This is a genomic window from Vibrio sp. TRT 21S02, assembly GCF_050113675.1.
Taxonomy (GTDB): Bacteria; Pseudomonadota; Gammaproteobacteria; order Enterobacterales; family Vibrionaceae; genus Vibrio.
In genome coordinates this window covers 113859-140711 of the sequence record NZ_JBNJOI010000005.1, presented here as the reverse complement: position 1 = coordinate 140711, position 26853 = coordinate 113859, and the positions used below count along the sequence as shown (strand labels likewise).

Genomic DNA, 26853 nt, shown 5'->3' with positions numbered 1-26853 from the left:
AAATGTCATCAATTATTGATGTTGAAATAAACCGGAGTTATGTTTTTATAAAATAATGCTTTCAAGGAAAGGTTAATCAATGAATGTATTAGAGCTACGGTCAATCACAAAGAAATACGGTGACTTCTATGCATCAGAAGATGTCTCTTTTAGTGTGAAAAAAGGGGAGTTTGTCACCCTGCTTGGACCTAGTGGCTGTGGTAAAACCACACTACTCAAAATGATCGGGGGCTTTTATGAACCCAGTGAAGGTGACATTTTCATTAGTGGGAACAATGTGACTAAAGTCCCGCCAGAGCACAGAGAGACGGCGATGTGTTTTCAGTCTTACGCGCTGTTTCCTCATTTGAGTGTGTCTCACAACATTTGCTTTGGCCTTGAGCAACAAAAGATGGATAAAAGAGAACAGCAGCAACGGCTGATAGAAATTCTCCATCAAGTGGGTTTGAAAGAACATAAAGATAAGCTGCCCGCTCAGCTGTCGGGTGGGCAGCAGCAACGCGTTGCGTTAGCGCGTGCCATGGTGACACGTCCTGAAATCATCCTTTTCGATGAGCCACTCTCTAACTTGGATGCAAAAATGCGTGAAGGCGTTCGCTTTGAAATAAAAGAGCTACAGCGACGCCACAATTTGACCTCGATTTACGTAACGCACGATCAAGCAGAAGCATTGGCAATGAGTGACCGGATCATTGTGCTTAATCAGGGGAAAATTGAGCAAGTAGGCACACCTGAAGACATTTATTTTCGTCCAACGAGCCGCTTTGTTGCTGACTTTATTGGGGCGGCTAACCTGCATACCGCATTCGTCGAGCCCGCATCGGAGGCGGATTCATATGTCGTAACCTGTGATATGGGAGAGTTTTCGATACGTTCGGATACCAAACCAAGAGGGAACAACATTCATATTTGCTGGCGTCCTGAGGATGTCACAGTCTGTGCTAAAGATGCGCCAAACAGTTTTGCGATGAAGGTGTGCTCGGTTGCGTTTCAAGGCGATTCTTTAAATGTCTTCGGTTGGGTAGGGGCGCTGAATGAGCACAAGATTAGAGTGCAATTAGCGGGCAGACTTTCAGTAAAAGAAGGGGACATACTGCATATTCAATTACCTGAATACGGTATTCGTTTCTTGGAAGAGGTCACCGTATGAATTTAAAACCGTACTTACTGATCATCCCCGGGGTGGGGACCATTGTTGTGTTGATGGGCAGTGCATTGTATGTCGTTGTGGCACAGAGCTTTGGTTTGTTTCAGATATCGGGTGAATCAGAATTTACCCTGCGCCATTGGACGACGACATTGAGTGACCCCATTTTATGGCGCTCAGTCGGCTATTCCCTGCGCACTTCGATTCTTGGGACATTAGGGGCGGTGACCTTTGCTTATCCCATTGCATTGTGGTTGCAAAAAGATATCCCAGCAAAGCCTGCCGTGATCGGGATGTTGCGTGCGCCGATGTTTGTCCCGGGACTGGTTGCTGCGTTTTTGCTGATGAACGTGATTGCTTATCACGGCATTTTTAACGAGTTGCTCATCCTATTAGGCATTATCGACAAACCGATGCGTTTAACCAATGATGAATTTGGTTGGAGCATCATTGTTCTGCAAATATGGAAGAACTTACCTTTTGCTCTGATTCTGATCACAGGTTCCATTGCTAGTATTCGTACTGATCTCATGGATGCTGCGCTTGATTTGGGTGCGACGCGTTGGTCTCGCTTTCGTAGCGTAGTGTTCCCTTTGACGATTCCGGCATTACAAGCCACGTCTATTTTGGTGTTTATTGGAGCACTGGGAGATTTCTCATTCGCGGCCGTTGCCGGCTCTCGCAGCAGCTATTCCTTGTCTATGTTGATGAATATTACAGCCCTTCAGTATTACGAGTGGGAAAGCTCCGCGGTGATCGCTATGGTCATCATGCTGTTGGCTGCGTTTTCTGCGGTTGTGCTTACAGCAATCACCAAACCTTTTGCAACTCGCAAGAAGCCGATCGTTGAGTGGGAGAAAGAGTCATGAAGTATTTGATGTCAAAACCGCGCTCTAATGCCCGTTTGGTCATGATGATCTCCATTGCTTTTTTTGTCATCGTGAACGTTATTTGGCTAGGTATTCCTTTTGCAATGGCTATTCTGTGGTCAGTGGTGGACCCAGACCATCCTTGGAGCTATCCCGATATTTTCCCCCAAGTGCTCTCTCTTGGCCGCTGGGTGGAGGTATGGACAACTACATCATTGCCTGAGGCATTGAAAAATAGCTATACCCTAGCTCCTGCCGTGGCATTGCTGACGGTGACATTAGCACTACCAACCGCTTATGCGTTTGGCCGAATGGAATTTCGCGGCAAGAAGATTGCTGAAATGGTCTCCCTGTTACCTATGGTGATGCCATCCATGATTTTGGCGGTGTTCTTTAGTTCAATGTTACTTGAGCTAGGACTGACCAATCCATATTTCAATATCGTTATTGCTCATACCGTATTAGCGCTGCCGTATGCGATTCGAATTTTATCCGCTGGTTTTAATGCAATTCCTCAAGATCTCATTGATGCCTGTGCTGATATGGGGGCTGGTAAATGGGGAACATTTAAGCACGCTTTTTTACCCATGCTTAAACCCAGCCTACTTGCTTCAACCATTTTCTGTCTGGTGATCAGTATTGAAGAGTTCAATATGGCTTTCGTACTGGGAGCACCTGACTTTATTACCGTTCCGACGATTTTGTATTCGTTTTTAGGCTATTCCTTTATTCGGCCAGACGCCGCTGTTGTGTCGCTGATCTTAGTGATTCCTAATGTGTTACTGATGCTGGTGATCGAACGGTTGCTGAAAGGAAACTATCTATCTCAATCAACTGGGAAGGCATAGTTAAAAGGAGATATACAATGAAGAAAGTCACCCTAATGTCGCTGCTGGCTGCATCCATATCGTTACCTGCAATCGCCTATGATGTCACTCAAATGAGCTGGGAGCAGATAGAAGCACAAGCAAAAAAAGAAGGGGCAATCACTTTTTCTGTGTGGTATTTACAGCCCGCTTGGCGCCAGTTTATTAAGGGTTTTGAACAAGATACTGGGATTAAAGTAAGGATCCCAGAAGGGACGCTAGATGCCAATCGAAATAAACTGGTTGCCGAATCACGTCGCGAGCAGGGTTCAATGGATGTCGTGGCTCTTGGCGCACCAACATTACGTACGTTCGATGCCAGCAAAATTTTGATGAAACTGGACCCGTTACCAGAGTTTGATCAGCTCACCATGAAATCAGAAGGTGTAAATAGCCAAGGGTATGGCGTTACATTTTGGGGGAATCAAACGGGGATTGCCTATGATTCTGCACGTATTGCTTTTGCCGATTTACCTCAAACGTTTGGGGACCTTGAGAACTATATTCGAACAAACCCGGGAAATTTTGGTGTGAATGATCCAAATGGCGGTGGTTCAGGAGGTCGATTTATCGAAGCCATGATTCGCCAAATTAACGGAGATGAAGATATTGGGGATCAAGCTGATCAAACTGTTGTTAAGTCGTGGTCCAAAACTTGGGATTGGTTTCAAGCGAACAAAAAGAACGTGCTTATTACGGCTTCCAATGCAGATAGCCTAACTCGGATAAATGATGGTGAAATCATCTTAGCTCCAGCTTGGGAAGATCATTTGGCAGGTCTCCAAGAGCGAGGGGCAATCACTAAGCGAATTAAGTTCTACATACCCAAATTTGGTATGTCGGGCGGTGGGAACTTTGTTTCAATTGCAAACAACAGCAAAAACAAAGCGGCATCATTGGTCTTTGTTAACTGGCTAACATCGGCGAAAACGCAAGGAGAGTTAAACGCAACATTTGGTACGGCTCCTCAGCATCCTGACGCTGACGCGTCAAACTCTCTCGTGCCAAAGGAAATGCGTAACAATGCGACAGAACCATTCAGTGCGAGCTATTCCGCAGAGTTGAAGAAACAGTTCACTCGTAATGTGTTAATGCAGTAAGTTGAAGCACTCTCCTTATTCTTTGTGTTCTTACCAAAGGATAAGGAGAGCAAAAAGAAAGAGGCGAACCATGAAATTTCACCCGGCAGAGCACCCGCATCGCCGCTATAACCCGTTAACGGGGCAGTGGGTTTTGGTGTCACCGCATCGCGCTAAACGGCCGTGGAGTGGGGCGGATGAACAGCCAAGTACTAACTCATTGCCTGCTTATGATGAGTCATGTTTTCTCTGCCCAGGGAATGCGCGCACTTCTGGTGATCTAAATCCCAGTTACCAAGGAAGCTTCGTTTTTGACAACGATTTTTCGGCATTAAAACAAGAGGCGCCAGAGGTAGTTAACTCGGTGAATCCGTTGTTTCAAACAGAGGTAGTTCGTGGTGTCAGTCGAGTTATCTGTTTCTCTCCCGATCACAGTAAAACCTTACCAGAGCTGCCCATAAAGAGCATTCGCAATGTTATTGATACGTGGGACGAGCAAATTGAATCACTCGGCAAGCAGTATGTTTGGGTTCAAGTGTTTGAGAACAAAGGGGAAGCCATGGGTTGTTCACAGCCTCATCCTCATGGACAAATCTGGGCGAGCAGCTTTTTACCCAACGAGATTAAGCGGAAAGATCATCATTTAAAAGCGTATTACCACAAATATGGCCGCAACCTATTGCTGGAATATGTTGCAGCGGAACAAAAAGAAAGAGATCGCATTGTTGTCGAGACAGAACATTGGTTGGCTGTGGTTCCCTATTGGGCAGCATGGCCATTTGAAACCATGTTATTACCCAAAGCGCACATTCGCCGCATGAGTGAGTTAAATAATAGTCAGCGGGATGACTTAGCACTGGTCATTAAACGGCTTACCACCCGCTACGATAACTTGTTTCAGTGTTCTTTCCCGTACTCTATGGGTTGGCATTATGCGCCGTTCTTTAATCCAAAAACCGAGATTAACCATTGGCAACTGCATGCGCTGTTTTACCCCCCATTATTACGTAGCGCCACGGTGCGTAAGTTTATGGTGGGATATGAATTGCTGGCAGAAAGCCAGCGAGATTTAACGGCGGAGCAAGCAGCTCAGCGCCTGAGTCGCATGAGTGACGTTCACTACCGCGACTGTTAACAGTCATATATTGAAAGAGAGATAAGGGAATTTTTATGTCTAAAGCCATCACCCTCTCAGCAATCACGCTGGGGCTCACTGCGGTATTTTCTTCATTTGCGAACGAACCGCTTGTCGACAAAGCAGTCTCTACCGAGAACATTCGCGTGAGTTCGTACAACATTATGGCATCTAGAATGGGGGACACCGATGCGATTGCTGAAGCGGTTAAGTCACTTAACGCCGACATCATTGGCTTGCAAGAAGTCGACAACAAAACGGGCCGTTCGGGTAAGAATTTTAGTGCAGCAGGTCATTCCCCAATCAACCAAGCTGAGTATATTGCTAAGCAGCTTGGAATGAATTACTACTTCTGTAAGGCGATTGATCATGATGGTGGTGAGTACGGGACTGCCGTTCTATCTAAGCACCCTATAAAGTTCGTTAAGCGAATGGCGTTGCCTAATATCGAAGGCGCTGAGCAGCGCTCTGCGTGTGCGGTAGAAGTTGATGTGCCTAATTATCCAGCGCCAGTGATGGCAGTCACTACGCATCTAGATCATACGACGCAGCCATTACGTGAAGAGCAGGTACGCACCCTGCAAGCTAAGTTCTCTTCTTGGAATTTTAAGCATGCGCTCCCTATTATCATCGGTGATTTAAATCTTCCGCCACAATCAACAGAGTACAAGGAACTTACCGCGTGGTTTAATGAAACGGATAAAGCACTCACGTTGACGGCACCTGCTTGGAATCCTGAGAGAAAGATTGATTACATTTTGACATCAAATGCACAAGAGTGGGATATCAAAAAAGTGGAAATTCCTAAGCCGATGGATAAAGTAGCGTCCGTTCCTTTTGCTGAACTTACCGATCACCTTCCACTAACCGTTGAAATGCAACTTGTGCGTCAATAGGGTTTTAGAACAATAAAAGTCAAAGGGAGATAGGGCCTCTTGCGATGCGAGTTTGCTCCTTCTCCCTTATGCTTATGATTCAACGTTTAACGTGCATGTGTAAAAAATGTTAAACACCATGCTACGTGTCAATAAGTCCCCCTTTCTCGACAATTTTCTCAATAATCGCCATCTTAAGACCGCTTTTTCTGACGGAGAAAGTGAGTTGGAACGATAAAAGGATGAATGAGAAATGGATAACGAACATAGCTTGCGAGAAAACCTGTTGGCGCTGACACTTGGCAGTGCGTTGGTATCACTCGGAGTCATCTTCTTCAATCAAATTGGCTTGCTCACTGGCGGTACTGCTGGGCTGGCAATTTTTCTAACCAAGGTAAGTGATTTCAGCTTCGGTCAGATCTTCTTTTTACTTAATTTGCCTTTTTACTGGCTTTCATTCACTCGTATGGGCTGGCGTTTTACAGTGAATACCTTTATCGCTGTGAGTTTAGTGTCGTTTGCGGTGGACTACCTCCATCATGTTATTCAAATTGCCAGCATTGCTCCGTTATATGCAGCCATTGTGGGTGGTGGCTTGATTGGCATTGGTATGTTGGTTATTTTTAGGCACAAGATGAGTCTTGGTGGCTTTAATATTTTAGCCTTATTCCTCCAAGAGCGTTTTGGTATCCGAGCGGGTAAAGTACAAATGGCGTTAGACTGTACTATTGTTGTATTGTCGCTTTTCATTGTTGATATTTCGATCATTTTACTTTCAGTACTCGGTGCTGTAGCGACAAATCTAATTTTAGCGATGAACCATAAGCCGGGTCGTTATCAGCCGAAAGGACAAATTAAAGCGGCTTAAGTGATAGACAAAAGGAGTGTCTAATGAAAACCTTTATTACCAGTTTATGTTTAATGGGGCTGGTATTTACCTCAGCAGTGAAGGCGGAAAAGTTTGTTGCGCCAAGTCAGTTTTATACTGCTTTTGAGGCTGCATATAGCAATAACTATCAAGATACGGCGCATGCCCTTATTCAACAATACCCTTCTATGGCGCAATTCTTTGTCGATAACCAACAAAAGCTCAACCTTGATGACAAGAAAATTGGTTATCTGAAAGCCGCATTGAAGCAAGACTATCGCCGTCAATCCGATAAGTTGATCGCTCAGCGTTTGGTTGGGCACTGGCAAAGTGCGGATAAAAACATTTTAGTGCGTTATAAAAGCGACCAAACAGGGTTTGTTTTGTACCGAGCTCAAGAGATGCGAATCGAGTTTCAATGGGACGTTTCTGATGGTGTGATTGAATTCAGTTTTGGCTCAGACATCAGCCTCGACAGAGTGATTCATATTGATGAGAACCACTACCTTTATCTTGGTGGAGAGTCAGGAAAAATGAATTACTTGTATCGGATGTAACCTTGCTTCCACAACGACTGCTTTAACAAAAAGGCTCTGTTCAACAGGGCCTTTTTTTATCCGTGAATCTTTCTTTATTCATAGCATCGCTACTCGGTGGGTGAAAGTGCAGCCAGTAACATCATTAGGTATTGATCACTGCAATATGTTGGTTGAGACATGTCATAAATACCTACTTTTGGTTTATTTAACCAGTTTGATTCTATAAAACCCATAGGATTCATTTTATCTTATTGATTTTAAATAAAAATTATTTTGGCATTGAGATTGCTTTGCTAATGTGAACGAGATGTGTTCCTATTTAGACATAGATCGTCACAAAAATGATGCGAAGAACAGTGGCAATATCAGCTTGTTTGATCGTGATTTATCAGGTTTTCTGATGAATCAGATTCGCTTGTGGAAATTCAAATCATAGGAAGGAAAATCGTGTATTTCTGGAAAATCAAAGAACTTAAAAGCGATTTAGTGAAAGGCCCGCTCTCTGAGCGTGAAAATATGAAGTATTTGATCGCAACCAGTTTGGTATGGACGCTGGCCGTGACGATTTCTTACGAGTCGAACCATTATGACCTGATCTATGGAGCATGCAGCGCAGCGATGGTAGTGATTGCGATTGTATATGCGTTTAAAGCGAGTAAAGGACATAACTTTCTTAGCTCATTTCTTGCCGTGAGCTGGGTGATGTCTGTTCGATTCTTTGTTGTGCTCATGTCGTTGATGATCGTACTGGTTTTTGCATTACCTGAGTGGGGAGATGAATCTGAATTATGGGATACCTTGCTATTTCTAGCGTTTGATGCAGTGTTCTTCTGGCGGATTGTTCACCATATAAAAGCGGTCTCCGACCAAACGCTCCAGTCATCAGGTTCTGTTTTAGATAATTAATTTTTCACTTTTTGTGGAGCGACTGCCTGCTCCACTTTTTTTACTTATAAGGACATTCCATGTTCAGAAAATCGTTACGTTGGCTACTTCCTATTGGTATTTTAGCAGCGGGTTATGCAGGTTATGCTGTGATTGCCTCAACAGCTCCAGATGATGACTTACAACCCACTCAAGAAGAGCTGCTTACTGTTTCCGTTTCCCCTGCATTGTCTCAAGATCACCATGTGGTGATCACCAGTCATGGCGAACTTGCTCCATTAGAAGTGACGCAACTGTCGGCACAGGTTTCTGGTGAAGTTGTCAGCTGGCACCCCAATTTTGTTGCTGGTGGTATTGTAAAGCGAGGGGAAGTGCTCTTTACCATTGAAGATGATAACTATCAGGCCGCCGTGTTACAGGCAGAAGCGGGCTTGGCGGCAGCAAAAGCGGCGTTAATTGAAGAACAAGCCAAAGCTGAAGTGGCTAAGCGTCAAGCGAAAAAGCTACCGACAAAGCAGGTGACGGATCTGTATTTGCGCAAACCTCAGCTGTTAAGTGCGCAGGCGCAGCTTAAATCAGCACAAGCGGAGCTAAAACGCGCAAGGCGGGATCTTGAAAACTGTAAAGTGATTGCGCCTTATGATGCTCTTGTTGTCGAACGTGGGATCGGCGTGGGCCAATATGTCTCAGCAGGTGCGAATGTAGCCACCTTGAATAATGTGGAAGCGGGTGAAATTCATATTCCTATTGCAGGTTTTGATCGCCGTTTTCTACCCAAAGACTACGTAGGTACCTCGGCTGAGGTGGTGCAACGCGGTATTGAAAATGTTCAGCTCAATGGTGTGATTGTTCGTGATGCTGGTGTTATTGATAGCGCTACCCGCATGATCAATATGGTAGTACGGGTTGAAGACCCTTATGCCATCGACAGCGATAAACCGCAGATGAAGTTTGGTGCTTATGTTCAAGTTAAGTTCATTGGCAAGGAACTAAAGCATGTCTTCCGCTTGCCTCAGGAGTTGGTGAACAATCAACAAGTATGGGTGGTAGACGAACAAGATAATTTGCAACCACGAGCGGTGAATGTGTTGCGTGCTGAAAAAGAATTCATGTTGATCAATCAAGGTTTAAAAGACAGTGATCGTATCGTGACGACGGTACCGGAATTTCCACAAAAAGGAATGGCCGTCAAAGTGGCTAATGCGGGCGACAGCAACGACGTAGCAATGCAATAAGGGCTTATCATGGAAAATAAACCTAATGGCATAATTGCATATTTTGCCAACAATTCGGTGGCGGCAAACTTGATGATGGCGTTTATCCTCATCATGGGAGCGGTGAGCTTTTTCCTGATCCAGCGCCAAATGTTCCCTAACTTAGAAGTGAATTACGTCAACATCAGTGCGGAGTATCCGGGTGCCTCTCCTCAAGAAGTTGAGGAAAGCATTTTGATTCGATTGGAAGAGTCGTTAAAAGACGTTACTGGGATCAAAAAATCCGTATCTACAGCATCTCGTGGCTCTGCTCATATTGAGTTGGAAATTGATGTGGACGCTGACATTAATGATGTCTTGGATAAGGTAAAGCAGAAAGTGGATAGCACTTCTGGCTTTCCTGCTTCAATGGAGCCGATTCAGGTCTATCAGTATGAATACCGTCAGGATGTGATTGAAATGGCGTTAGTTGGCGACCGTTCTTTGTATGAACTCAAACCCATCGCCAAACAGATAGAAGATGAGCTGTTGCAATTACAACATGTTGCGCTGGTGGATTCCGGTTCTCCTGAGTACGAAATTGCCATCGAAGTCGAGCCACAGATACTGCAAAAATACGACTTAACGCTTTCTGATATCTCCCGTGCCATCCAGCGTTATTCTGCCAATTATTCCGCAGGGGAAGTGCGGACCAGTGCGGGCATGATCTCGGTTAGGATTGAAAATCAGTACTACAGCGGTGAAGAGTTTCGTTCGATTCCAGTCAAGATCGGGCGTAATGGAGGCAAGGTCCTTCTGCAAGATATTGCAACGATAAAAGATGGCTTTACAGAAGATGATCGCTATTTCAAATATAACGGTCAAAACGCCATTTATCTTTCCGTGAAAGCGACCAAAGACCAAAACATGGTGACGGTCGCGGAATCCGTTAAAGCTTATATCGAGCATAAGAACCAAACATTGCCCGCAGATCTCAAGCTGAATACCTTGGTAGACATGACCTATTACCTCAACGCTCGTTTGGACATGATGTTGAAAAATCTGCTCCAAGGTGCGGTGTTGGTCGCCATTATGCTCAGCATCTTCTTGCGCTTTAAACTCGCAATGTGGGTCATGATTGGTTTACCAGTGTGTTTCCTTGGTGCTGTGATGCTGATGCCTGTGATTGGTGTGAGTATTAATATCGTCTCCCTGTTTGCCTTTATTATGGTGCTGGGGATCGTGGTGGATGACGCCATTGTGATTGGCGAAAGTGCTTACTCTGAAATCGAGAAAAATGGTGGTGGAGTAGATAACGTGGTGCGTGGGGTACAACGGGTTGCAACACCTGCTACATTTGGCGTGTTGACCACCATCGCGGTATTTGCACCGTTTCTGATGTCGAAGGGGATCGAACGAGCATTTTTCTTTGGTATTGCGTCTATCGTGATCCTTTGTTTGGTGTTCAGCTTGATTGAATCCAAACTCATATTGCCGTCACACTTGGCGCACAGTAAATTCAAACCAATCAAAAAAGGCAGTTGGCGAGACCGATTTAACCAACGATTTTTTGCGATGGTGAATGGGCCATACAAGCGCTTTGTTACGCTGTGTACGCACTGGCGTTGGAGTGTTTTTGCCAGCTTTATGGCTTTATTTGCCATCAGTATTGCACTCGTAATGGCGAACCATGTTCGTATTGTGCCATCACCGAAAGTGCCGCACGACTTTCCGAGTATCGACATTGAAATGAACAACAATGTCTCCAGTGAACAGACAATTGCGGCCTTAAAAGCGATTGAAGCGGTGATCAAACAAGTTGAGCAAGAAACAGTTGAACACTACGGTACGGGAATGGTGAGAGATACCTTAGCCTTCAACAAAGGTCGTTCTTCTGCCACTTTGCTTGTTCCTTTGGTGGATGAAGAGCTGCGACCATTTAACACCTTTGAACTGGCTCGGCGCTGGCGTGAGCGCTTGCCTGTGATTGCTGGCGTGAAAACCATGACCATTCAGGATGATGTGAATGGTGGTGGAGGCGGAGATGAATTTGGTTTCCTTCTCTTTGGTTCGGATATCGATACCCTCAATGCTGCCGGAAGAGATTTGATTGGCAAGCTTCAGCAAACCGAAGGGTTGTTTGATATCTCCTCATCCATTGATTCAGGGAGCCAGGAAGTTCTGCTGTCACTTGCTCCAGTTGCCTATGATCTCGGGCTCGATCTGCAAGACATTGCGTTGCAGGTCGGCGGCAGTTTCTATGGTGGGGAAGCGCAGCGTCTTCTTCGTGATGGTGAAGAAGTTAAAGTAATGGTGCGCTATCCCAAGTTGACGCGTGAAGCCTTTGCTTCTTTGCGTTATGCCATTATTACCACGCCAACTGGTGAGAAAGTGATGTTGGGTGATGTGGTCGAGATAGAGCAAAAGCCGGGTGTGAGTAATATACGCCGCGAAGGAGGCTATCAGTCTGTTTATGTTTATGGTTCGATTGACGAAGAGCGTGTTGAACCAAATGCAATCGTTGAGCAAGTTCATGAGACCATTATGCCAGAGGTACTGCAGCAATATCCTGGTGTGCGTTCAGAGCTGGGCGGCAGTATTGAAGAGCAGCAAGCACAGCAAAATGAGCAAAAAGTCTTCTTTATTGCTGGCATGATCATCGTCTATATGTTGCTGGCTGTGCCGCTTAAAAGTTACACCCAACCGTTGATCATTATGTCGGTCATCCCATTTAGCTTAACTGGGGCAATTTGGGGCCATTATTGGTTTGGATTGGATCTCAGCATGATGTCGACCTTTGGTCTGATTGCAGCAGCCGGGGTGGTGGTCAATGACTCATTAGTTATGACTGACTACGTTAACAAAGTCAGAGCGCAGGGCGTAGACATCAAGCAAGCCGTGATTGAAGCGGGATGCGCGCGCTTTCGGGCCATCACACTTACATCCATCACCACCTTTGTCGGGGTGTTGCCAATTATGTTTGAAACCAGTTTACAGGCAAGTTTTGTGATCCCGATGGCGGTCGCACTTGGGTTTGCGGTATTGTTTGCCACGTTACTGACGCTGATCCTTGTTCCATGTCTCTATTTGATGCTGCAAGACATTCGTAATGGAGTTTCCAAAGTAAAAGGGTTGTTTAAAAGGCGCAAGCTTCAAACCAACTAACTGAACGTATTGATACTAAAGCGCGGCATAATGCCGCGTTTTTTATTGCTTATCGAAAAAACAGATAGAAAAAACCCGAGCATGGGGTAGCTCGGGCAAAAAAGGGCAACAATTTGAAATTATTTTTTGGAGAGTGCCAGTTAAATTTCCTTATCCAAACTGTTATAAAGCATTCGCGGTCTTATGAATAACTTTACAATAGTGTAACTGACGAGTTTTAAAGTAACACGTTTGTTGCGTGTCGGTAATTTCAAATATGGAAAACATAGATTTCAAAAATGATATCCATAAAGGAAACATTGTGATTTAAGTCGACGATTCAATCATGGTTGTTTATGGAACGTGACTGCGCCTTTTCCCTCGTATTTTATTTTCTCTCGCCGCTAAGTATTGAATATTGAACCATACTTAAGTTTATATTTGATGCCGAGAGGGAAAGGAATTGCGCTGGTTACTATGGACAATGATTGGCTTACCCATGATTGCATGGGGGACTTTCCATCTTTATCACGAGATTTGGTGGGTAGAGAATATTGTCTCAGCACCTAGCCTCTTTTTGGTTTACTACACCGTAATTGCTTTGATCTGTTTGATGGTGCGGTTTTGGGTGCATTTGATTGTATGTGTCGTGGTGGTGTTGGTCTATCTGGCGATGACGCCAAAGTCGGAGCAGTCAATTTGGGTAAACTGCAATACACCCATGACGGTGGTGCAATACAACCTTTACTACGGCAATCAAGATGTAAATGCCTTTATTAATTACTTGATCCAAAACCAGATTGATTTAGTGGTGCTGCAAGAAGTTGCGCCGGAAGAAGGGGTTAAGTTCTTCACTTTGGATGATTTGTACCCTTATCGTTATGGTGGTCAAGAAGGTGTGGGATACCCGTCTAGCCAGATGATCTTAAGCCGCAAACCATTGACTCAAATGTCGGTGTTTTACACGCCTGATGGACACAACATCATTAGTGGCGTTTGGCATCCAACTCCGCAAAAACAATTACCTTTTATGACAGCCCACCCACCGTCACCAAGGACGGAGGAGCTTTGGCATCGGCGAAACGCGGTGATTCGAACTATTCAAACCATGGTGGAGTTTAACCCGTCAGATGAAATGCTGATTGTTGGTGATTTTAACCTTTCCGCGACCAGCTTACGGTTTGCGACACTATTTCCAGAATTTGAAACCGCCCCTGTCGCGAGTTGGCCAAACTGGAGTCACCTATTCGACACCCCCGCATTTACCATGCTCAGTATTGATCATTTGTGGTTGAAATCATTGGAGTCGAGTCGACGGATCTGCAACCGAACCTCGAAAACGAGCATGCGGGGTTCAGATCATAAAATGGTCGTCACTCAAATTGGATACTGAAACAAAGAAAAAGCCGAAGGAAGAGTTCCTTCGGCTCTAAATTTGCTACTTCGCTAACCCACCTTGGGTCAACTGCGCTGGATCAAGCAGGCGCTCTAACGTGGCTCGGTCGAGATCCGTTTCTTCTTCCGCCACATCAATGATAGCGCGACCTTCTTTGTATGCTTTTTTGGCAATTGATGCGGCTTTCAGGTAGCCAATCACTGGGTTGAGGGCAGTAACCAAGATCGGGTTGCGAGCAAGTGCTTGCTGCAAGTTATCTTCACGCACCGTGAAAGTGGCTATCGCTTTATCGGCAAGAGCCAGAGCGCTATTGCTCAATAGCTCGATACTTTCCAAAATATTGTGCGCAATCACGGGTAACATGACGTTGAGTTGGAAGTTGCCAGACTGACCAGCAATAGTAATGGTGGTGTCGTTGCCAATAACTTGAGCAGAGGCCATGGCCGCAGCTTCTGGGATCACTGGGTTAACCTTACCCGGCATGATCGATGAGCCGGGTTGTAAACCTTGCAGTTCGATTTCGCCCAATCCCGCGAGAGGGCCTGAGTTCATCCAGCGCAAATCATTGGCGATTTTCATGATAGCAACGGCGGCCGTTTTCAATTGTCCAGATAAAGATACAATTGCGTCTTGGCTGCTGAGATTAAAGAAGAAATTGTCACTGGCCGTAAAGGTGACTTTGGTTTCCTGGCTCAGGTTGTGAGCAAATGCTTCTGCAAAACGAGGATCTGCATTAATGCCAGTCCCCACCGCTGTACCACCTTGAGCTAAGGCTTTTACTGATTTCAAACTCTGATCAATGCCTAGGAGTGCATGTTCAATTTGGTGTTTCCAACCGCCTAGCTCTTGTGCAAAGGTCACTGGCATGGCATCCATTAGATGAGTTCGGCCAGTTTTTACCACATCTGCCAGCTTAGCTTGCTTGTGTTCAAGTGCGGTAATTAAGTGATGCAGTGCTGGAAGTAAGCGTTTTTCGATGCTGATTGCCGAAGCAACTTGGATGGCAGTTGGTACCACGTCATTACTGCTTTGGCCCATATTAACGTGATCATTAGGGTTAACATCACCGCCTAATTTCTCAGATGCCAACGTTGCAATCACTTCATTGGCATTCATATTAGAACTGGTACCAGATCCAGTTTGAAAAACGTCAATCGGGAAGTGAGATAAATACTCACCCTCGATAATATGCTGCGCGGCATCCGCGATAGCACTCGCAATGTCACCTTCAAGCAACCCAAGTTGTGCATTCGTAAGAGCCGCTGTTTGTTTAATGTAAGCCAAAGCCTGAATAAAGGGGACTGGCATAACATGTTGGCTGAACTGAAAATTGTCGACTGCACGTTGAGTTTGAGCTTGATACAGGGCGTCTGATGGGACTTTTACATCCCCCATGCTGTCGGTTTCAATTCGAAATGTCTGAGTCATGAGGTTTCCTTTTGTTAGTCATGGGGCGCTTGGATACGCTGTAATTGTTGTTGTAATGATAGGTAGTGAATATCGCCATCCTCTAAATGATAGTAATGACGCTTTAAGCCGAGTAGGGGAATATGAATCGAATCTAAACAGACGCGTCGAAACGTCCGGCTTCGTTGTGAGTCTTGAATCGCATCTAAAAGGTGGAAGTAAACTTGGCGCAAGTGCAATTCAAACAGCAATAGATTCTCCCCTTCACTGCCGTGTTCATAATACGAAGTGAGCACACAACCCCAATGGATGTAGTCATAGATGATATCTGGCTCAAACCCTTCCCCAGAATTCACCTTCAGAAAGCGATCTTGAGCCTTAAAAAATGTGCAGTAGATGGTTTCTTGGTTATGCATGCTGATTTATTTTTGCTTGTAATGATAATTATTATCAATTAACTGCAAGTAGAATTCAACAGGTATGAAGATCTGTTATATCAAGTATTCATTTGCCACTATACGCAGTTCTTGATGACTAGAAACCCACTGGTAAGCGCTTTTTTAATAACTCGATAAATGAACGAACCTTAAGTGGAATGTAGCGGTTTTGTGGGTACACAACACTAAAAGGGATATTGTCGGCCTGATATTCACTTAATACTTGGATTAATGCTCCTTGTTTTAAATGCTCTTTGACCATCCATATGGGGAGTGGTGTTATGCCTACCCCCTCCAATGCGGATTGCATATTACATAATCCACTATTACTGCTGACTGAACCTGAGACAGAAACGGTTTGAACCTCTCCATCCTTTTGAAAGCTCCAGACATTATGCTTTTTAAACAGAGAGTATACGATGCAGTTATGGTGAGTAAGCTGATCTGGCGTCTTCGGTATGCCTTGTCTTTCTAGGTATTGTGGGGAAGCCACCATGAGCATAGGATTGTCGAACAGCTTCTGGGCGATAAGTGAAGAGTCTTCTAATCGGCTTGCTCTAATGGCAAGATCGATCCCCTCGCTGACTAAATCGATATGCTTATCAACGTAATTCACCTCGACTTTAATGTCTGGGTACTGCTCGGTAAATTCTTTTATGATGGGTGTCAATAGGAAATAACCTAAGGGCACAGGTGCCGTGATGCGCAGTATGCCTTTCGGAGTAGAAAGCTCCATTCGTGCATTTGCTTCAGCTTCATCGAGTTCGGATAGAATAAACAGGCATTTTTCATAATAACTCTCTCCAATTTGAGTTAATGAACTTTCTCTACTGCTTCGGGTTAAGAGTTTTACCCCCAGTTTGTCTTCAAGTGCTGCTACTTTTTTACTGATGGTTGCTTGGGTCGTTTGTTGCTCTCGTGCCACAGCAGAAAAGCTTTTTGTTTGTACGACTCTAACAAATGCGCGCATTGCTGCTATTTGATCCATTGCCTCTCCTGTCAATACTAAGTGAACTTGTCGTTTTATTTCTAATACATCGACTTAGCATTTAATGAAAATTCATTAGTTATGGGTAACATTTAAGTTTAGGTTTGTCGGTATTATTATTTTAATTAATGGTGAAATAAGAGAACGTTATTTTGTTATTTATAATATTGATTTTATTGCCGATATAATCAAATAGCAATAAAAGGTGCTCGTAATGTAATTTAATGAATTCTAATTTTATTAAATTGAATATTTATTTGGTAATATTCAATGGGTTGTGTTGCATATATTCTAATCCGGAATAGTAACTATGCAAAATGATCGTCTTATCATCACTATTATTTATATATAAGGTGTTCAAGCAAATTTTGTTTAAAAATAATGTATTTAACATAGTTGATTATGAACGCTATACGAATTGTTATCGATTGTTTTATAAGGTTTTTTTGAATGAAATTTATTGTGATAACAATAAATATAAGGAGTGGTTTAAGTATGAAAGTAAACAAATTTATCTCAACGAGTGTAATTTCAATTGTGAGCATTATCACTGTTGGTGCATCTTTCGCTCAAGAACCGGTATGGGATGGTAATAAAGTGGTTCTTCAATCAGAGAAATTAGCTGATGGTGTATTCGCTTATTACCCTGAAAATGCGAAAGAGTTTGAAAAAGAAGGTAAAGCTGTTGCGACAAGTGGTGGTTTTATTATCGGTGATAAAGGCGTATTAATGATCGACACCATGTTAAATAAGCGTCTTTATCAACAAGCAGAATCACTCATTAAAAAACAAACCACATTACCCATTTCGTTTGCGGTAAATACCAGTTTCCATGGTGACCATTCATATGGAAATATGTACTTGCCTAGCCAAACTCAAATTATTCAACATATTAATACCAAAAACTATATCGATGAACATTTTGAAAAAGATGCTCAATTTATGATTGCTAACTTCGGTAAAGGCCGCGGAATTGAGGAGATAAAACCTGTTTCTGCCAATATTTTGTTGCCGGAAGAGGGGAGGTTGACGTTAGATCTCGGCAATAAATATGTGGAGATCATCGATTTCGGCTTTGCACAAACGGGCGGTGACTTGTTTGTTTGGGAACCAGAATCAAAAACGATGTGGACGGGAAATCCTATCATCACCATGGCTCCTTCTCTGCCTTGGTTGCTAGACGGACACTTACTTGAAACGCTAGAAACCCTCAAAGAGGTTTATCACTTCTTACCTGAAGATGCGAAAGTCGTTCCGGGGCATGGCTCAGTGATCAAGCGCTCAGATATCAAGTGGCATATTGATTACTTGGAAGCGGTTAAGAGTGAAGTACAAAAAGCACTGAACGCTGGGTTAACGCTAGAGGAAACGGTGCAGCAAGTGAAGCTTCCTGAATTCTCAGGTTATGCGCTGTTTAACTGGGTGCATCCAGACTTGAATGTTCCCGCAGCTTATAAAGACCTAAAACAATAAATCATAAGGCTCGTTGTATGGCTGTAGCGCAGCGAGCCTTTATTTCATGGTATATGAGGTAAGTATGAAAACTGGACTTCCCGGCTTAAAAGGCGGCGACCATATTGGTTTTACGGTGCCTAATCTAGAAGAAGCGACTCGGTTTTTTGTTGAAGTGATTGGATGTGAGGTGCTGTACGAACTAGGGCCGTTTCAAGCGGATGATGACTGGATGTCTGAAAACCTGAATGTCCATCCAAGAGCCGTTATTCATAAATATCGAATGTTGAAATGTCACACTGGTCCTTCATTTGAGATCTTCGAATACAGTTCACCGGATCAGAACCAAGATCAACCCCAAAATAGTGACTATGCGGGTCATCATTTGGCCTTTTATGTTGAGAATATTGATGTTGCTCGCCAGTATTTAGCGTCTAAAGGTGTTGAGATTCTAGGGGATGTAAAAACGGTCGATAGCGGCCCAACTCAGGGGCTAAGTTGGTTGTATTTTCTTTCTCCGTGGGGGATGCAACTTGAATTGGTGAGTTACAACCAAGGCTTAGGTTTTGAGCAGGGTGGGTTACGGCAATGGTCCCCAAGATAGCGTAATACTAACAATAAGTAAGAAGGTAAAGCTGCAAAAATGCAGCTTTACCTTTTGTTTTATTCTGCAGGCTCTCCGCCTAACAAGATGAGAGATTCAGCTGCGATAGCACCCGTGGAGAAGGTAATACCCGCTAACAGTAATATCGAAGTGTATTTGGCGGTTAAAATAGCCAGCCCAATCGTATTAATGATCTTTTCCATAATATTTTCCTGATTAATTAAAACTAAGTTTATTGTAGGCCTTCAATCAGAACGGTTTGGGATCAATAACTAGAAAAAATCTACGCTTTATAGGTAATTTGCTGAAAAAGTCCTAAATAGACATATTTACAACTAATAACAATTTATTTTTCGATATATATCAAACTATCATGAAACTCGAGCGTAATGGTGTCCGGTTTTGGTACCTAAGAATGCTTGATACAATGAAAATCGGTAAATACCTCATTAGTCGCTTTCCTCGCAGCGCCGCAAAAACATTTTATCGTCTGAACAAAATCCCTAGTTTGATGTTCACTCATCAGCTCACTACTATTTCGACAACACCAGGGGCCGTTCCATCTTCCACACATTTTGTACCTGTATGACCTTTTGGAGAAGAAACTTGGAACGAATAAAGGCTATCAACTCAGTAAAAATGAACAAAGCGCGTGATCATCGCGAACGTGATTTGCGTGTTTTAAACTGCGTCAGTGATAGTGAATATGAATCTCGTATGGCAGTTTGGCATAACCTAATTTCGCCCAAAGCGCCTATCGAAGAAGCAAAGAAGTTTGTTGATTCAGCGTTTAACCGTTTAGAGGCCGATCTTAAAGCATCGGGTCGTGAAGTCGCAATTAGCTACTCTGATTTTGTCACCATGGCGAATGAAGAGCTTCAATACATTCGAGTTTACGTCGCCGACACCAAATCTCAATATTTCTGGTATGGCACCATCGCAATCACAGTGTGTTTGTTATTGTCACTCTATTTATAGCCATGCCCTGATGAATTAACGGCCTAGCAAACATGCTAGGCCGTTGACGTTTGTAAGGCACTTTAAAACAGCTAAGATAAATTTCTTAATTAGGTAAGTAAGGTTGCCTCTGTTGGTGCTTAAGGAATATACTTGGCGGGTAACTGAATAACGAATACTGATTGGAGGATAAAAGATGATTGTAATGACTTTAAAAAACGGGCTTAGAAACAGTTAACTTAGAGATACTCACCGATATTTCATTTCTCTAGATTTCTTCTTGCCCGGAATTAACCGGGATCTCACTCGATTCGAATTTGATCCTACAGAACTCATTCTATTGAGCGTTCGCTGCTATATGGCCGCTTCGCTTGGGATAATTCGACAATGTCGCAAATAAATTCATTGAATTCATTTGAAACAATCTATTCTAACCATGAACTTGGTTGGAAAGGCTTTTTTCAACAACAACTAACGCTAGACGATTACGACAACACGGTTTTTGCGCGCATCATTGCCCATCACCGAAACGGGTATGTATTATGGAGCGAACAAGGACAAATCAACCTTGATGTTCACGCATCATTGCCTGCCATGACGGTAGGTGACTGGGTGGTACTTAACGCACAACATCAGTTTGTTCGACTGCTTGAAAGGTTAAGTGTTTTTAGCCGAAAAGCGGCTGGAACCAAAGTTTCACGGCAGTACATCGCAGCTAATATCGACACACTTTTCATCGTTGTGTCACTGAACGACGACTTTAATCTCAGCCGAATTGAGCGTTATCTTGCACTTGCTCATGAAGCTGACGTTGAGCCTGTTATTGTTCTGACCAAGTTGGATCTTTGCTCTGATTCAGAAGAGAAGAAACAACAAATCATGGCATTAAGTCCGCTATTAATGGTGGAAGCTGTCAATGGGCTCGACCCTCATAGCGTCGAGAAGTTAACCTCATGGTGTAAAACTGGTCAAACGGTTGCTTTCATGGGCTCTTCAGGTGTCGGTAAATCAACCTTGGTAAATACACTGATGGGAGAGCAGGCTCAGCTTACGGCAGGGATACGTGAAGATGACAGCAAGGGACGTCATACCACGACATCTCGCTCAATCCACGTGATGCCATCAGGCGGGATCTTAATTGATACCCCAGGAATGCGAGAGCTTCAACTGACCGATTGTGAGCAAGGAGTCAGTGAAACCTTCGCAGATATTGATTCACTTGCGAAACAGTGTCGATTTTCTGATTGTCAGCACTCGACAGAACCTGGATGCGCGGTGCAGCAGGCTCTAGAGTCTGGCCAATTGGATACGCGCCGCTTGAACAACTACCAGAAACTGCTGCGTGAGCAACGACGTAACAGCGCAACACTGGCTGAGCAGCGTGCAATTGACAAAGAGTTTGGCAAGTTATGTCGCACCACGATGAATGACAAACATAGCCGAAAAAATCGGTATTAACTAAAGCGTAAATCAATGGCTCCTGTGCTTAATAAATAATTAGATTAAGCGCCGGAGCCATTAATTACGAACATCACTGGATCGAGCGCATTTGCTATGATTCAACATAAGATATTTTGCAACAGTGTTTACTGGCATTGAGTAGGGTACATGGAATGACAGCTCCCGTTTCACATCACGAATTGGTTCGACATGCGATAGAGGTATTGAGTGATATTGAAGTTGCGGTTCGTTTTCATAGACCTGACTTGCAAGATTGCGAAGTGATCCGAGAGCTCGTGTTATGGATGAAAACGGGGTTACCTACATATCAGTTTGCACCAACGCAAGACGGTAAAAGTCTCTATGAAGTAGCTGAGTACGTGCTACAAATGTCGAATTTGGATACCCCAACTTTAGTGGACTATGCGATTGAGCGTATGGGTTTTAGCGAAGAGGGTACGGGCGTCAGCTATTACGACCAAAATGACGACGCGCTGGAAAACAACCTTGTCGTGTTGAGCTATTGGGTAGGCGGTTTTTCACAAGTCCTGATGCCCGAAAGTGTTTACCTTGAGGCACTGAAGGCCTTTCTTTATGACAATGAGAAATTTGAACTTATTGCCCATCTACTCAAACAACGCCCTTTTGACGTGAAGTCAGACTCTCAAGATCAGCAAATCGCGGCGTTAGGCGAATACCTACCTCAACTCAGAACAAGTTTACATTTGCTAGAAGATACTGATATCACTTCCCTTTTAAAGCAATTAGATAGCTTAGAAGAGAGTCTAAATCAGCTTCAAACCTCTCCAGTTATACCAACACAGTTTGGTCATATAGGCTCATTTGAGCTTTGGTAAAGCCGAATAAAAAGAAAGGTAATCCCCCTCTTTACCTGTTCATACTCAAAACGATAGAATGCCTGTAATTGGAAGAGTTGGACTGAACATGGCAAAACTAACATTACAAGAGCAGATGCTTAAAGCAGGCTTAGTAAACGAAAAGAAGCTGAAAAAGGCAAAAAAAGGCTCTAAAAAGTCTCGCGTGCAGGCTCGCGAAGCGAAAGCGGCGGCAGAAGCGAATAAACAGGCTCAGCAAGAGCGCGACAAAGCATTGAATCAGCAGTTGAAAGAGCAACAGCTCAGCAAAGAAATTCGTGCGCAGGTAAAACAGCTGATTGAAATGAACAAGCTTGATCTGAAAGATGGCGACATCAAATACAATTTTACCGACGGTAATTTTGTGAAATCCCTGTATGTGGATTCATTGGTTCGTGATCAGTTAGCTAAAGGCATTCTTGCGATTGCGCGCTATGAAGAAGGTTACGCTGTGATCCCGGGTGTGGTTGCGAAGAAGATCGCCATGCGTGATGCGGAAACCATCATCGAAACGAAAACGACAGAAGAAGAGGTACCGGCAGAAGATGATCCGTATGCAGATTATGTCGTACCTGATGATCTGATGTGGTAACGAGATTTCCGATTGAAATGGTCTGAATATTTTCAGGCCATTTTTGTATCAGGTATGTGAGAGATTTAGAAACAGTCTTGAATTTCGAGGTAGCTTGCTCGGATATGTTCAATCAACGCTTGAATCCGTTTAGCGGGTTTGCGCGTGTAGGGATAAACCGCGTAAATACCCACTACTTTGCTGGTATGTTCAGCCAGTACTTCAACTAATTTCCCTTGTTTTAAATCATCACAGATCAAGCAAGTGGGTAAGTAAGCCAACCCATTACCTGCAAGCACGCTTTTACGTAAGGCGGCAGCATTATCAGACGAGAAATTCCCCGACACTTTCAGAACATAGTTATCGCTATTGCGCTTAAACTGCCAGTCAAAGGTGCCACCTGATTCGTGGGTGTAACCAAGGCAATTGTGACGCAGTAAAGCATTTGGCGTCTCTGGTTCCCCATATTGCGCGATGTATTCAGGGGATGCGCATATCATCCAGCGAGAATTAAAAATAAATCGCGCAATCAGGCTGGAATCTTCAAGGTAACCAGTGCGTATAACCAAATCATAATTATCTGCAATCAAGTCGACGAAGTGATTATCCATCGACATATCAACGCTTAGCCCAGGGTTGTTATTGCAAAACTCAGAGATAGACTCCGCCAATAGCAATTCACCTGAGATGGTTGGCACTGACATGCGAATGTGTCCGGCGAGCGACTCGTTATACCCTGTAATCGATTCAAACGCGGCTTTTGCCGTGGTGTGAATGTCTTTGGAGCGATGATAAAGCACTTCACCCGCTTCAGTGAGGGTCAGCTTTCGAGTGGTACGATAGAGCAGTTGCGTACCAAGATCGGCCTCAAGCTTGCTAACCCGCTTGCTGATCATCGATTTGGTAATGTGGTTGTGCTCAGCCGCTTTGCTGAAAGAACCACACTCGACCACTTGGGTAAATAAAATAAGATCATCCACTTGCGGCATAACGGTACTCAGAATCGTGAAGATTGGTGGGTATTATAACGGTTCACTCGTTTGCAAACGAGCTTAATGAACTGCAGGAGAGAAGAAAGGCGCACCCATTACAGATGCGCCTTGATGCTCTGTTCCCAAAGAGCAAAATGAATGCGTTGCTACATGTCGTCGACAATCACGTAAGTGGCGGAAACGGGACCATGAACACCAACCACTTTGATTAGCTCGATATCCGCAGTAGAACTTGGTCCCGAGATAAAGTTAACGCAGGAAGGAATCCGCTCGCCGCGTTTAGCCTTTTGATGTAATGCGTGGGTAGCCTGCGTTAATCGTGGAAGCAAGGTACTTTTGCCAACAACAAAGATGGACGTTTCAGGTAGCAGGCTGATCGCTCGTCCTTGCTTTGGGTCGCTGTAAAGCACAACCGTGCCAGATTCTGCTAATGCTTGCTCAGCCATGACAATGCCAATTTGAGCTCGTTCAGCGATGGTGATGTTGGTTTGGTAGCCAGCTTGATGATCCCAAACATGCACAGTGTGATGCGCATTAGACAGAGCTTGAGGGTCAACCAAATTCAACAACGTTTCTGAGGCTGAGATGATGGTTTCCCCTTGCTTTGCTGCACCGTGTTCATCTTGGCAATACTGGTGGCAAACCTCGCGCAATGTCATTTGGAGTTCTGATTTGGTGGTTTCTACCACACTGACGCCCAATGACGTCTGTGCGTATTGCTTTAGTGTGTCAGCCAACTGATCTTGAGTAAAATCCTTCATCACTGCCTGATGGCAATGATGCTTAAAAGCAGGGCGCTCTACAGCATCTAAAGGTTGGCTGCGTCCAAGTTTATTCGCGATGTTAAGCAGAAACTCATCCCGGTTATAGATACTGGTTGTGTTATTTGATGCAAAAGTCGACATGTTTTGCTTCCTTATTTCTGTTTTCTGCTAGCGAACCAACGGCGGAAAGATTGGCCGTCTGGTGTTGGTAAATCTCGGGCTTCATTCCAATGGCTGATCGCGCCAAGGCTCAGAGGCATTTTGCCTTCGTGAATGATGCCACTCGCCACGGTTGCACCAACTTTTACCCCCATATCCCAAAGTAAAGGTCGGGCGTTAACGAAGTTAAATGCGCCGACAGTGGCACGTTCTGTCAAAGGCGTGATCTTTTCGCTGGCCATTTTTTCGCGATGTTTCATCAGCAAGTCAGACAGTGGAATTTTTACCGGGCAAACGTCGTGACAAGCCTTACACAAGCTACAAGCGTATGGCAGATCTTTAAAATCATCATATCCGCCCAATAAAGGTGACAGCACCGCACCTATTGGGCCAGAATAGATAGAGCCATAAGACTGCCCTCCAATATGGCGATAAGCCGGACACGTATTCACACAGGCAGCGCAGCGAACACAGCGTAAGATAGCGTTAAACTCTGAGCCAAGTATGTCTGAGCGTCCATTGTCCACAATGACCAAGTGAAACTCTTGTGGGCCATCACAATGCTCTGCTTCTCGCGGGCCTGTCAGTGCAGTGACATAGCCAGTTAGAGGGAGCCCAACAGCGCTGCGGCATAGCAGGCTGATGACAATGTCCAACTCTTCAAATGTCGGCACAATTCGCTCCATCCCCATTACGGCGATGTGCGTTTTAGGCAAACTGGTAGCCAGTCGCGCATTGCCTTCGTTTGTCACCAGTGTCACGGTGCCCGATTCTGCTACAGCGAAGTTACATCCGGTGATCCCGATATCTGCTTCAAGGAAGTCGTGACGAATGTACTGACGCACAAAACGCGTCATTTCTTCAGGATCTTCTGAGCCCTGATAGTTCAGTTTGTCTTTAAAGATCGCTTTAATTTGTGTGCGATTTTTATGCAGTGCCGGAACGACGATGTGTGACGGTGGATCGCAGTCATCCACTTGCAAAATGTATTCGCCCAGATCGGTTTCAACCACTTCACAGCCATTGCGCTCAATGATCTTATTGAGACCGATTTCTTCGGTGACCATGGACTTGGATTTAACGACTTTCTTAGCGTTTTTTTGTTGGATGATGTTTTCAATGTAAGCCGTTGCTTGCTCGGCGGTTGAGGCAAAGAAAACACTCCCGCCATTTTTTGCAACGCTCTCGCTGAGCTGGTGGAGGTAATAATCTAAATTCTCAAGCACATGGTTACGAATACCCATACCCATTTCTCGCCACTCTTCCCAATGTCCAAGTTTGTCGGCGGCGATTTGGCGGTTATTAAACATGCGCTCTTGGGCGTTTGCTACAGAATGGCGCATGAATTCATCTTGCATTTTGACTTTGATGCGTTGCTTGAAGTTCACATCGCTGGTTTTCATCGACATAATTTTCTCCTCAGCGACTTAGCAGCACATCGACGATATGCATGACTTGAACGGGTTTGCCTTCACGGCTGATTCGGCCACCAATGTTAATTAGGCAACTGATATCCGCACCGATCAAATAGTCGGGATTTGCGTCGCTGATATGGCGAACTTTCTCTTTAACCATCTCCCCGGAGATCTCAGACATCTTGACTGAAAATGTCCCCCCAAAGCCGCAGCAGGTTTGTTGGTTTTTGATTGGCAACATCTCAAGCCCTTCGACATTTGCCAGCAATTTTAACGGCTCTTCTTTTACCCCAAGTTTGCGGATCAAACTGCATGATGGATGGTAGACCGCACGGCCTGGAAGGCGAGCACCTAGGTTTTCTTTACCCAGTTTATTAACGATAAATTGGGTCAGTTCAAATAAACGGTCTGCGACTTTTTGCGCGCGCTGTGCCCATTCCGGCTCGCTGGCCAGATACTCTGGATATTTCTTGATTGAAGCGGCGCAAGAACCTGCCGGTGTTACGATAGGAAAATCGTTACACTCAAAGGTTTCAATGAGCTTTTTCATTGCTGGCTTACTTTGTTCAATGTAGCCACTGTTCAAAGAAGGCTGGCCGCAGCAACCTTGTTGTTTGGGAAATAGAACGTCGCATCCAAGTTGCTCAAGCAACAGGACAGTTTTCTTGGCAACTTCTGATTTCACAGAGTCACACAAACAAGTGACAAAAAAGTTAACCTTCATTTTATGCTCCAGTGAAAGTCAAGGCCGTCAGGCGAAGCATGCTTGCGGCTCATTATATTTTTATAAAAATAA

At 44.3% G+C, this 26853-nt stretch carries 26 protein-coding genes; 18 read left to right on the top strand and 8 right to left on the bottom strand.

Annotated elements, in window-relative coordinates; genetic code table 11:
* The first annotated feature begins 79 nt into the window (after positions 1–79).
* The 12 genes from ACQEXU_RS08430 (at position 80) to ACQEXU_RS08375 (ending at position 13993) form a co-directional block, all read left to right on the top strand.
* The gene (locus ACQEXU_RS08430) at positions 80–1150 is read left to right on the top strand and encodes an ABC transporter ATP-binding protein (RefSeq protein WP_427010445.1); all 1071 of its coding nucleotides are present in this window, start codon (positions 80–82) and stop codon (positions 1148–1150) included.
* A complete protein-coding gene (locus tag ACQEXU_RS08425; protein ID WP_427010444.1) occupies positions 1147–2016 on the top strand; it encodes an ABC transporter permease in 870 nt (289 codons plus the stop codon). Before ACQEXU_RS08430 ends, ACQEXU_RS08425 begins: the two co-directional genes overlap by 4 nt.
* Positions 2017–2024: 8 nt before the next feature.
* Positions 2025–2864 (top strand): ABC transporter permease, encoded by an 840-nt coding sequence (locus ACQEXU_RS08420; protein WP_367990687.1) that lies wholly within the window; start codon positions 2025–2027, stop codon positions 2862–2864.
* A 17-nt stretch (positions 2865–2881) separates the two neighbouring features.
* Positions 2882–3982 carry an ABC transporter substrate-binding protein gene (locus ACQEXU_RS08415; RefSeq protein ID WP_427010443.1) on the top strand — a complete coding sequence of 367 codons (1101 nt, stop codon included), beginning with the start codon at positions 2882–2884 and terminating at the stop codon, positions 3980–3982.
* A gap of 70 nt (positions 3983–4052) precedes the next feature.
* A complete protein-coding gene (locus tag ACQEXU_RS08410) occupies positions 4053–5096 on the top strand; it encodes a UDP-glucose--hexose-1-phosphate uridylyltransferase (protein ID WP_427010442.1) in 1044 nt (347 codons plus the stop codon).
* Positions 5097–5131: 35 nt separating this feature from the next.
* Positions 5132–5992: an endonuclease/exonuclease/phosphatase family protein gene (locus ACQEXU_RS08405; RefSeq protein ID WP_427010441.1), complete on the top strand. Its 861-nt coding sequence runs from the start codon at positions 5132–5134 to the stop codon at positions 5990–5992.
* A 232-nt stretch (positions 5993–6224) separates the two neighbouring features.
* Positions 6225–6839: a YitT family protein gene (locus ACQEXU_RS08400; RefSeq protein ID WP_427010440.1), complete on the top strand. Its 615-nt coding sequence runs from the start codon at positions 6225–6227 to the stop codon at positions 6837–6839.
* Positions 6840–6862: 23 nt separating this feature from the next.
* A complete protein-coding gene (locus tag ACQEXU_RS08395) occupies positions 6863–7396 on the top strand; it encodes a hypothetical protein (RefSeq protein ID WP_427010439.1) in 534 nt (177 codons plus the stop codon).
* A 429-nt stretch (positions 7397–7825) separates the two neighbouring features.
* Positions 7826–8284: a hypothetical protein gene (locus ACQEXU_RS08390; RefSeq protein ID WP_427010438.1), complete on the top strand. Its 459-nt coding sequence runs from the start codon at positions 7826–7828 to the stop codon at positions 8282–8284.
* Positions 8285–8343: 59 nt separating this feature from the next.
* Positions 8344–9498: an efflux RND transporter periplasmic adaptor subunit gene (locus tag ACQEXU_RS08385; RefSeq protein ID WP_427010437.1), complete on the top strand. Its 1155-nt coding sequence runs from the start codon at positions 8344–8346 to the stop codon at positions 9496–9498.
* 9 nt (positions 9499–9507) lie between these two features.
* Positions 9508–12621 (top strand): efflux RND transporter permease subunit, encoded by a 3114-nt coding sequence (locus ACQEXU_RS08380; RefSeq protein WP_427010436.1) that lies wholly within the window; start codon positions 9508–9510, stop codon positions 12619–12621.
* A 442-nt stretch (positions 12622–13063) separates the two neighbouring features.
* Entirely contained in the window at positions 13064–13993 is a 930-nt protein-coding gene (locus ACQEXU_RS08375; protein WP_427010435.1) for an endonuclease/exonuclease/phosphatase family protein, read from the top strand.
* Positions 13994–14038: 45 nt separating this feature from the next.
* Here the strand turns inward: ACQEXU_RS08375 and ACQEXU_RS08370 are convergent, their stop codons facing one another.
* The 3 genes from ACQEXU_RS08370 to ACQEXU_RS08360 all read right to left on the bottom strand — a co-directional run bounded on the left by ACQEXU_RS08370 (position 14039) and on the right by ACQEXU_RS08360 (position 16828).
* Positions 14039–15424, bottom strand: a complete 1386-nt coding sequence (locus tag ACQEXU_RS08370; RefSeq protein WP_427010434.1) for a class II fumarate hydratase — start codon at positions 15422–15424, stop codon at positions 14039–14041.
* 14 nt (positions 15425–15438) lie between these two features.
* A complete protein-coding gene (locus tag ACQEXU_RS08365) occupies positions 15439–15819 on the bottom strand; it encodes a hypothetical protein (RefSeq protein WP_427010433.1) in 381 nt (126 codons plus the stop codon).
* A gap of 118 nt (positions 15820–15937) precedes the next feature.
* Positions 15938–16828 (bottom strand): LysR family transcriptional regulator, encoded by an 891-nt coding sequence (locus tag ACQEXU_RS08360; RefSeq protein WP_427010432.1) that lies wholly within the window; start codon positions 16826–16828, stop codon positions 15938–15940.
* Between the two features lie 495 nt (positions 16829–17323).
* Here ACQEXU_RS08360 and ACQEXU_RS08355 point away from each other — a divergent pair, with 495 nt between their 5' ends.
* Both ACQEXU_RS08355 and ACQEXU_RS08350 read left to right on the top strand, forming a co-directional pair.
* Positions 17324–18301 (top strand): MBL fold metallo-hydrolase, encoded by a 978-nt coding sequence (locus tag ACQEXU_RS08355; protein ID WP_427010431.1) that lies wholly within the window; start codon positions 17324–17326, stop codon positions 18299–18301.
* 64 nt (positions 18302–18365) lie between these two features.
* Positions 18366–18884: a VOC family protein gene (locus ACQEXU_RS08350; protein ID WP_427010430.1), complete on the top strand. Its 519-nt coding sequence runs from the start codon at positions 18366–18368 to the stop codon at positions 18882–18884.
* 59 nt (positions 18885–18943) lie between these two features.
* Here ACQEXU_RS08350 and ACQEXU_RS08345 read toward each other — a convergent pair whose 3' ends face one another.
* On the bottom strand, positions 18944–19087 hold the full coding sequence (locus ACQEXU_RS08345) for a hypothetical protein (RefSeq protein ID WP_367989345.1): 144 nt from the start codon (positions 19085–19087) through the stop codon (positions 18944–18946).
* Between the two features lie 436 nt (positions 19088–19523).
* On the opposite strand from ACQEXU_RS08345, the gene ACQEXU_RS08340 reads away from it, so the two are divergent.
* The 4 genes from ACQEXU_RS08340 (at position 19524) to ACQEXU_RS08325 (ending at position 22748) form a co-directional block, all read left to right on the top strand.
* Complete coding sequence (locus ACQEXU_RS08340) at positions 19524–19862, top strand: thiamine-phosphate diphosphorylase (protein WP_367990691.1); 339 nt, start codon at positions 19524–19526, stop codon at positions 19860–19862.
* A 366-nt stretch (positions 19863–20228) separates the two neighbouring features.
* Complete coding sequence (gene rsgA, locus ACQEXU_RS08335) at positions 20229–21299, top strand: ribosome small subunit-dependent GTPase A (protein WP_427010429.1); 1071 nt, start codon at positions 20229–20231, stop codon at positions 21297–21299.
* A 155-nt stretch (positions 21300–21454) separates the two neighbouring features.
* Entirely contained in the window at positions 21455–22138 is a 684-nt protein-coding gene (locus tag ACQEXU_RS08330; protein WP_427010428.1) for a hypothetical protein, read from the top strand.
* An 88-nt stretch (positions 22139–22226) separates the two neighbouring features.
* Complete coding sequence (locus tag ACQEXU_RS08325; protein WP_427010427.1) at positions 22227–22748, top strand: DUF2058 domain-containing protein; 522 nt, start codon at positions 22227–22229, stop codon at positions 22746–22748.
* Between the two features lie 65 nt (positions 22749–22813).
* Here the strand turns inward: ACQEXU_RS08325 and ACQEXU_RS08320 are convergent, their stop codons facing one another.
* The 4 genes from ACQEXU_RS08320 to ACQEXU_RS08305 form a co-directional block, all read right to left on the bottom strand.
* Positions 22814–23716 (bottom strand): LysR substrate-binding domain-containing protein, encoded by a 903-nt coding sequence (locus ACQEXU_RS08320; RefSeq protein ID WP_427010426.1) that lies wholly within the window; start codon positions 23714–23716, stop codon positions 22814–22816.
* Positions 23717–23865: 149 nt separating this feature from the next.
* On the bottom strand, positions 23866–24624 hold the full coding sequence (locus tag ACQEXU_RS08315) for a LutC/YkgG family protein (protein WP_427010425.1): 759 nt from the start codon (positions 24622–24624) through the stop codon (positions 23866–23868).
* An 11-nt stretch (positions 24625–24635) separates the two neighbouring features.
* The gene (locus tag ACQEXU_RS08310; protein WP_427010424.1) at positions 24636–26051 is read right to left on the bottom strand and encodes a LutB/LldF family L-lactate oxidation iron-sulfur protein; all 1416 of its coding nucleotides are present in this window, start codon (positions 26049–26051) and stop codon (positions 24636–24638) included.
* Between the two features lie 10 nt (positions 26052–26061).
* Positions 26062–26781, bottom strand: a complete 720-nt coding sequence (locus tag ACQEXU_RS08305; RefSeq protein WP_427010423.1) for a (Fe-S)-binding protein — start codon at positions 26779–26781, stop codon at positions 26062–26064.
* Positions 26782–26853 lie beyond the last annotated feature (72 nt).

Bases quoted from the DNA above. Each gene is read 5' to 3' on its own strand.
- ACQEXU_RS08400 (WP_427010440.1), top strand. From the start codon at position 6,225: ATGGATAACGAACATAGCTTGCGAGAAAACCTGTTGGCGCTGACACTT.
- ACQEXU_RS08350 (WP_427010430.1), top strand. From the start codon at position 18,366: ATGAAAACTGGACTTCCCGGCTTAAAAGGCGGCGACCATATTGGTTTT.
- ACQEXU_RS08430 (WP_427010445.1), top strand. From the start codon at position 80: ATGAATGTATTAGAGCTACGGTCAATCACAAAGAAATACGGTGACTTC.
- ACQEXU_RS08355 (WP_427010431.1), top strand. From the start codon at position 17,324: ATGAAAGTAAACAAATTTATCTCAACGAGTGTAATTTCAATTGTGAGC.
- ACQEXU_RS08425 (WP_427010444.1), top strand. From the start codon at position 1,147: ATGAATTTAAAACCGTACTTACTGATCATCCCCGGGGTGGGGACCATT.
- ACQEXU_RS08420 (WP_367990687.1), top strand. From the start codon at position 2,025: ATGTCAAAACCGCGCTCTAATGCCCGTTTGGTCATGATGATCTCCATT.
- ACQEXU_RS08345 (WP_367989345.1), bottom strand. From the start codon at position 19,087: ATGGAAAAGATCATTAATACGATTGGGCTGGCTATTTTAACCGCCAAA.
- ACQEXU_RS08310 (WP_427010424.1), bottom strand. From the start codon at position 26,051: ATGTCGATGAAAACCAGCGATGTGAACTTCAAGCAACGCATCAAAGTC.
- ACQEXU_RS08415 (WP_427010443.1), top strand. From the start codon at position 2,882: ATGAAGAAAGTCACCCTAATGTCGCTGCTGGCTGCATCCATATCGTTA.
- ACQEXU_RS08305 (WP_427010423.1), bottom strand. From the start codon at position 26,781: ATGAAGGTTAACTTTTTTGTCACTTGTTTGTGTGACTCTGTGAAATCA.
- ACQEXU_RS08330 (WP_427010428.1), top strand. From the start codon at position 21,455: ATGACAGCTCCCGTTTCACATCACGAATTGGTTCGACATGCGATAGAG.
- ACQEXU_RS08340 (WP_367990691.1), top strand. From the start codon at position 19,524: ATGAACAAAGCGCGTGATCATCGCGAACGTGATTTGCGTGTTTTAAAC.
- ACQEXU_RS08360 (WP_427010432.1), bottom strand. From the start codon at position 16,828: ATGGATCAAATAGCAGCAATGCGCGCATTTGTTAGAGTCGTACAAACA.
- ACQEXU_RS08325 (WP_427010427.1), top strand. From the start codon at position 22,227: ATGGCAAAACTAACATTACAAGAGCAGATGCTTAAAGCAGGCTTAGTA.
- ACQEXU_RS08365 (WP_427010433.1), bottom strand. From the start codon at position 15,819: ATGCATAACCAAGAAACCATCTACTGCACATTTTTTAAGGCTCAAGAT.
- rsgA (WP_427010429.1), top strand. From the start codon at position 20,229: ATGTCGCAAATAAATTCATTGAATTCATTTGAAACAATCTATTCTAAC.
- ACQEXU_RS08410 (WP_427010442.1), top strand. From the start codon at position 4,053: ATGAAATTTCACCCGGCAGAGCACCCGCATCGCCGCTATAACCCGTTA.
- ACQEXU_RS08380 (WP_427010436.1), top strand. From the start codon at position 9,508: ATGGAAAATAAACCTAATGGCATAATTGCATATTTTGCCAACAATTCG.
- ACQEXU_RS08405 (WP_427010441.1), top strand. From the start codon at position 5,132: ATGTCTAAAGCCATCACCCTCTCAGCAATCACGCTGGGGCTCACTGCG.
- ACQEXU_RS08315 (WP_427010425.1), bottom strand. From the start codon at position 24,624: ATGTCGACTTTTGCATCAAATAACACAACCAGTATCTATAACCGGGAT.
- ACQEXU_RS08320 (WP_427010426.1), bottom strand. From the start codon at position 23,716: ATGCCGCAAGTGGATGATCTTATTTTATTTACCCAAGTGGTCGAGTGT.
- ACQEXU_RS08370 (WP_427010434.1), bottom strand. From the start codon at position 15,424: ATGACTCAGACATTTCGAATTGAAACCGACAGCATGGGGGATGTAAAA.
- ACQEXU_RS08395 (WP_427010439.1), top strand. From the start codon at position 6,863: ATGAAAACCTTTATTACCAGTTTATGTTTAATGGGGCTGGTATTTACC.
- ACQEXU_RS08385 (WP_427010437.1), top strand. From the start codon at position 8,344: ATGTTCAGAAAATCGTTACGTTGGCTACTTCCTATTGGTATTTTAGCA.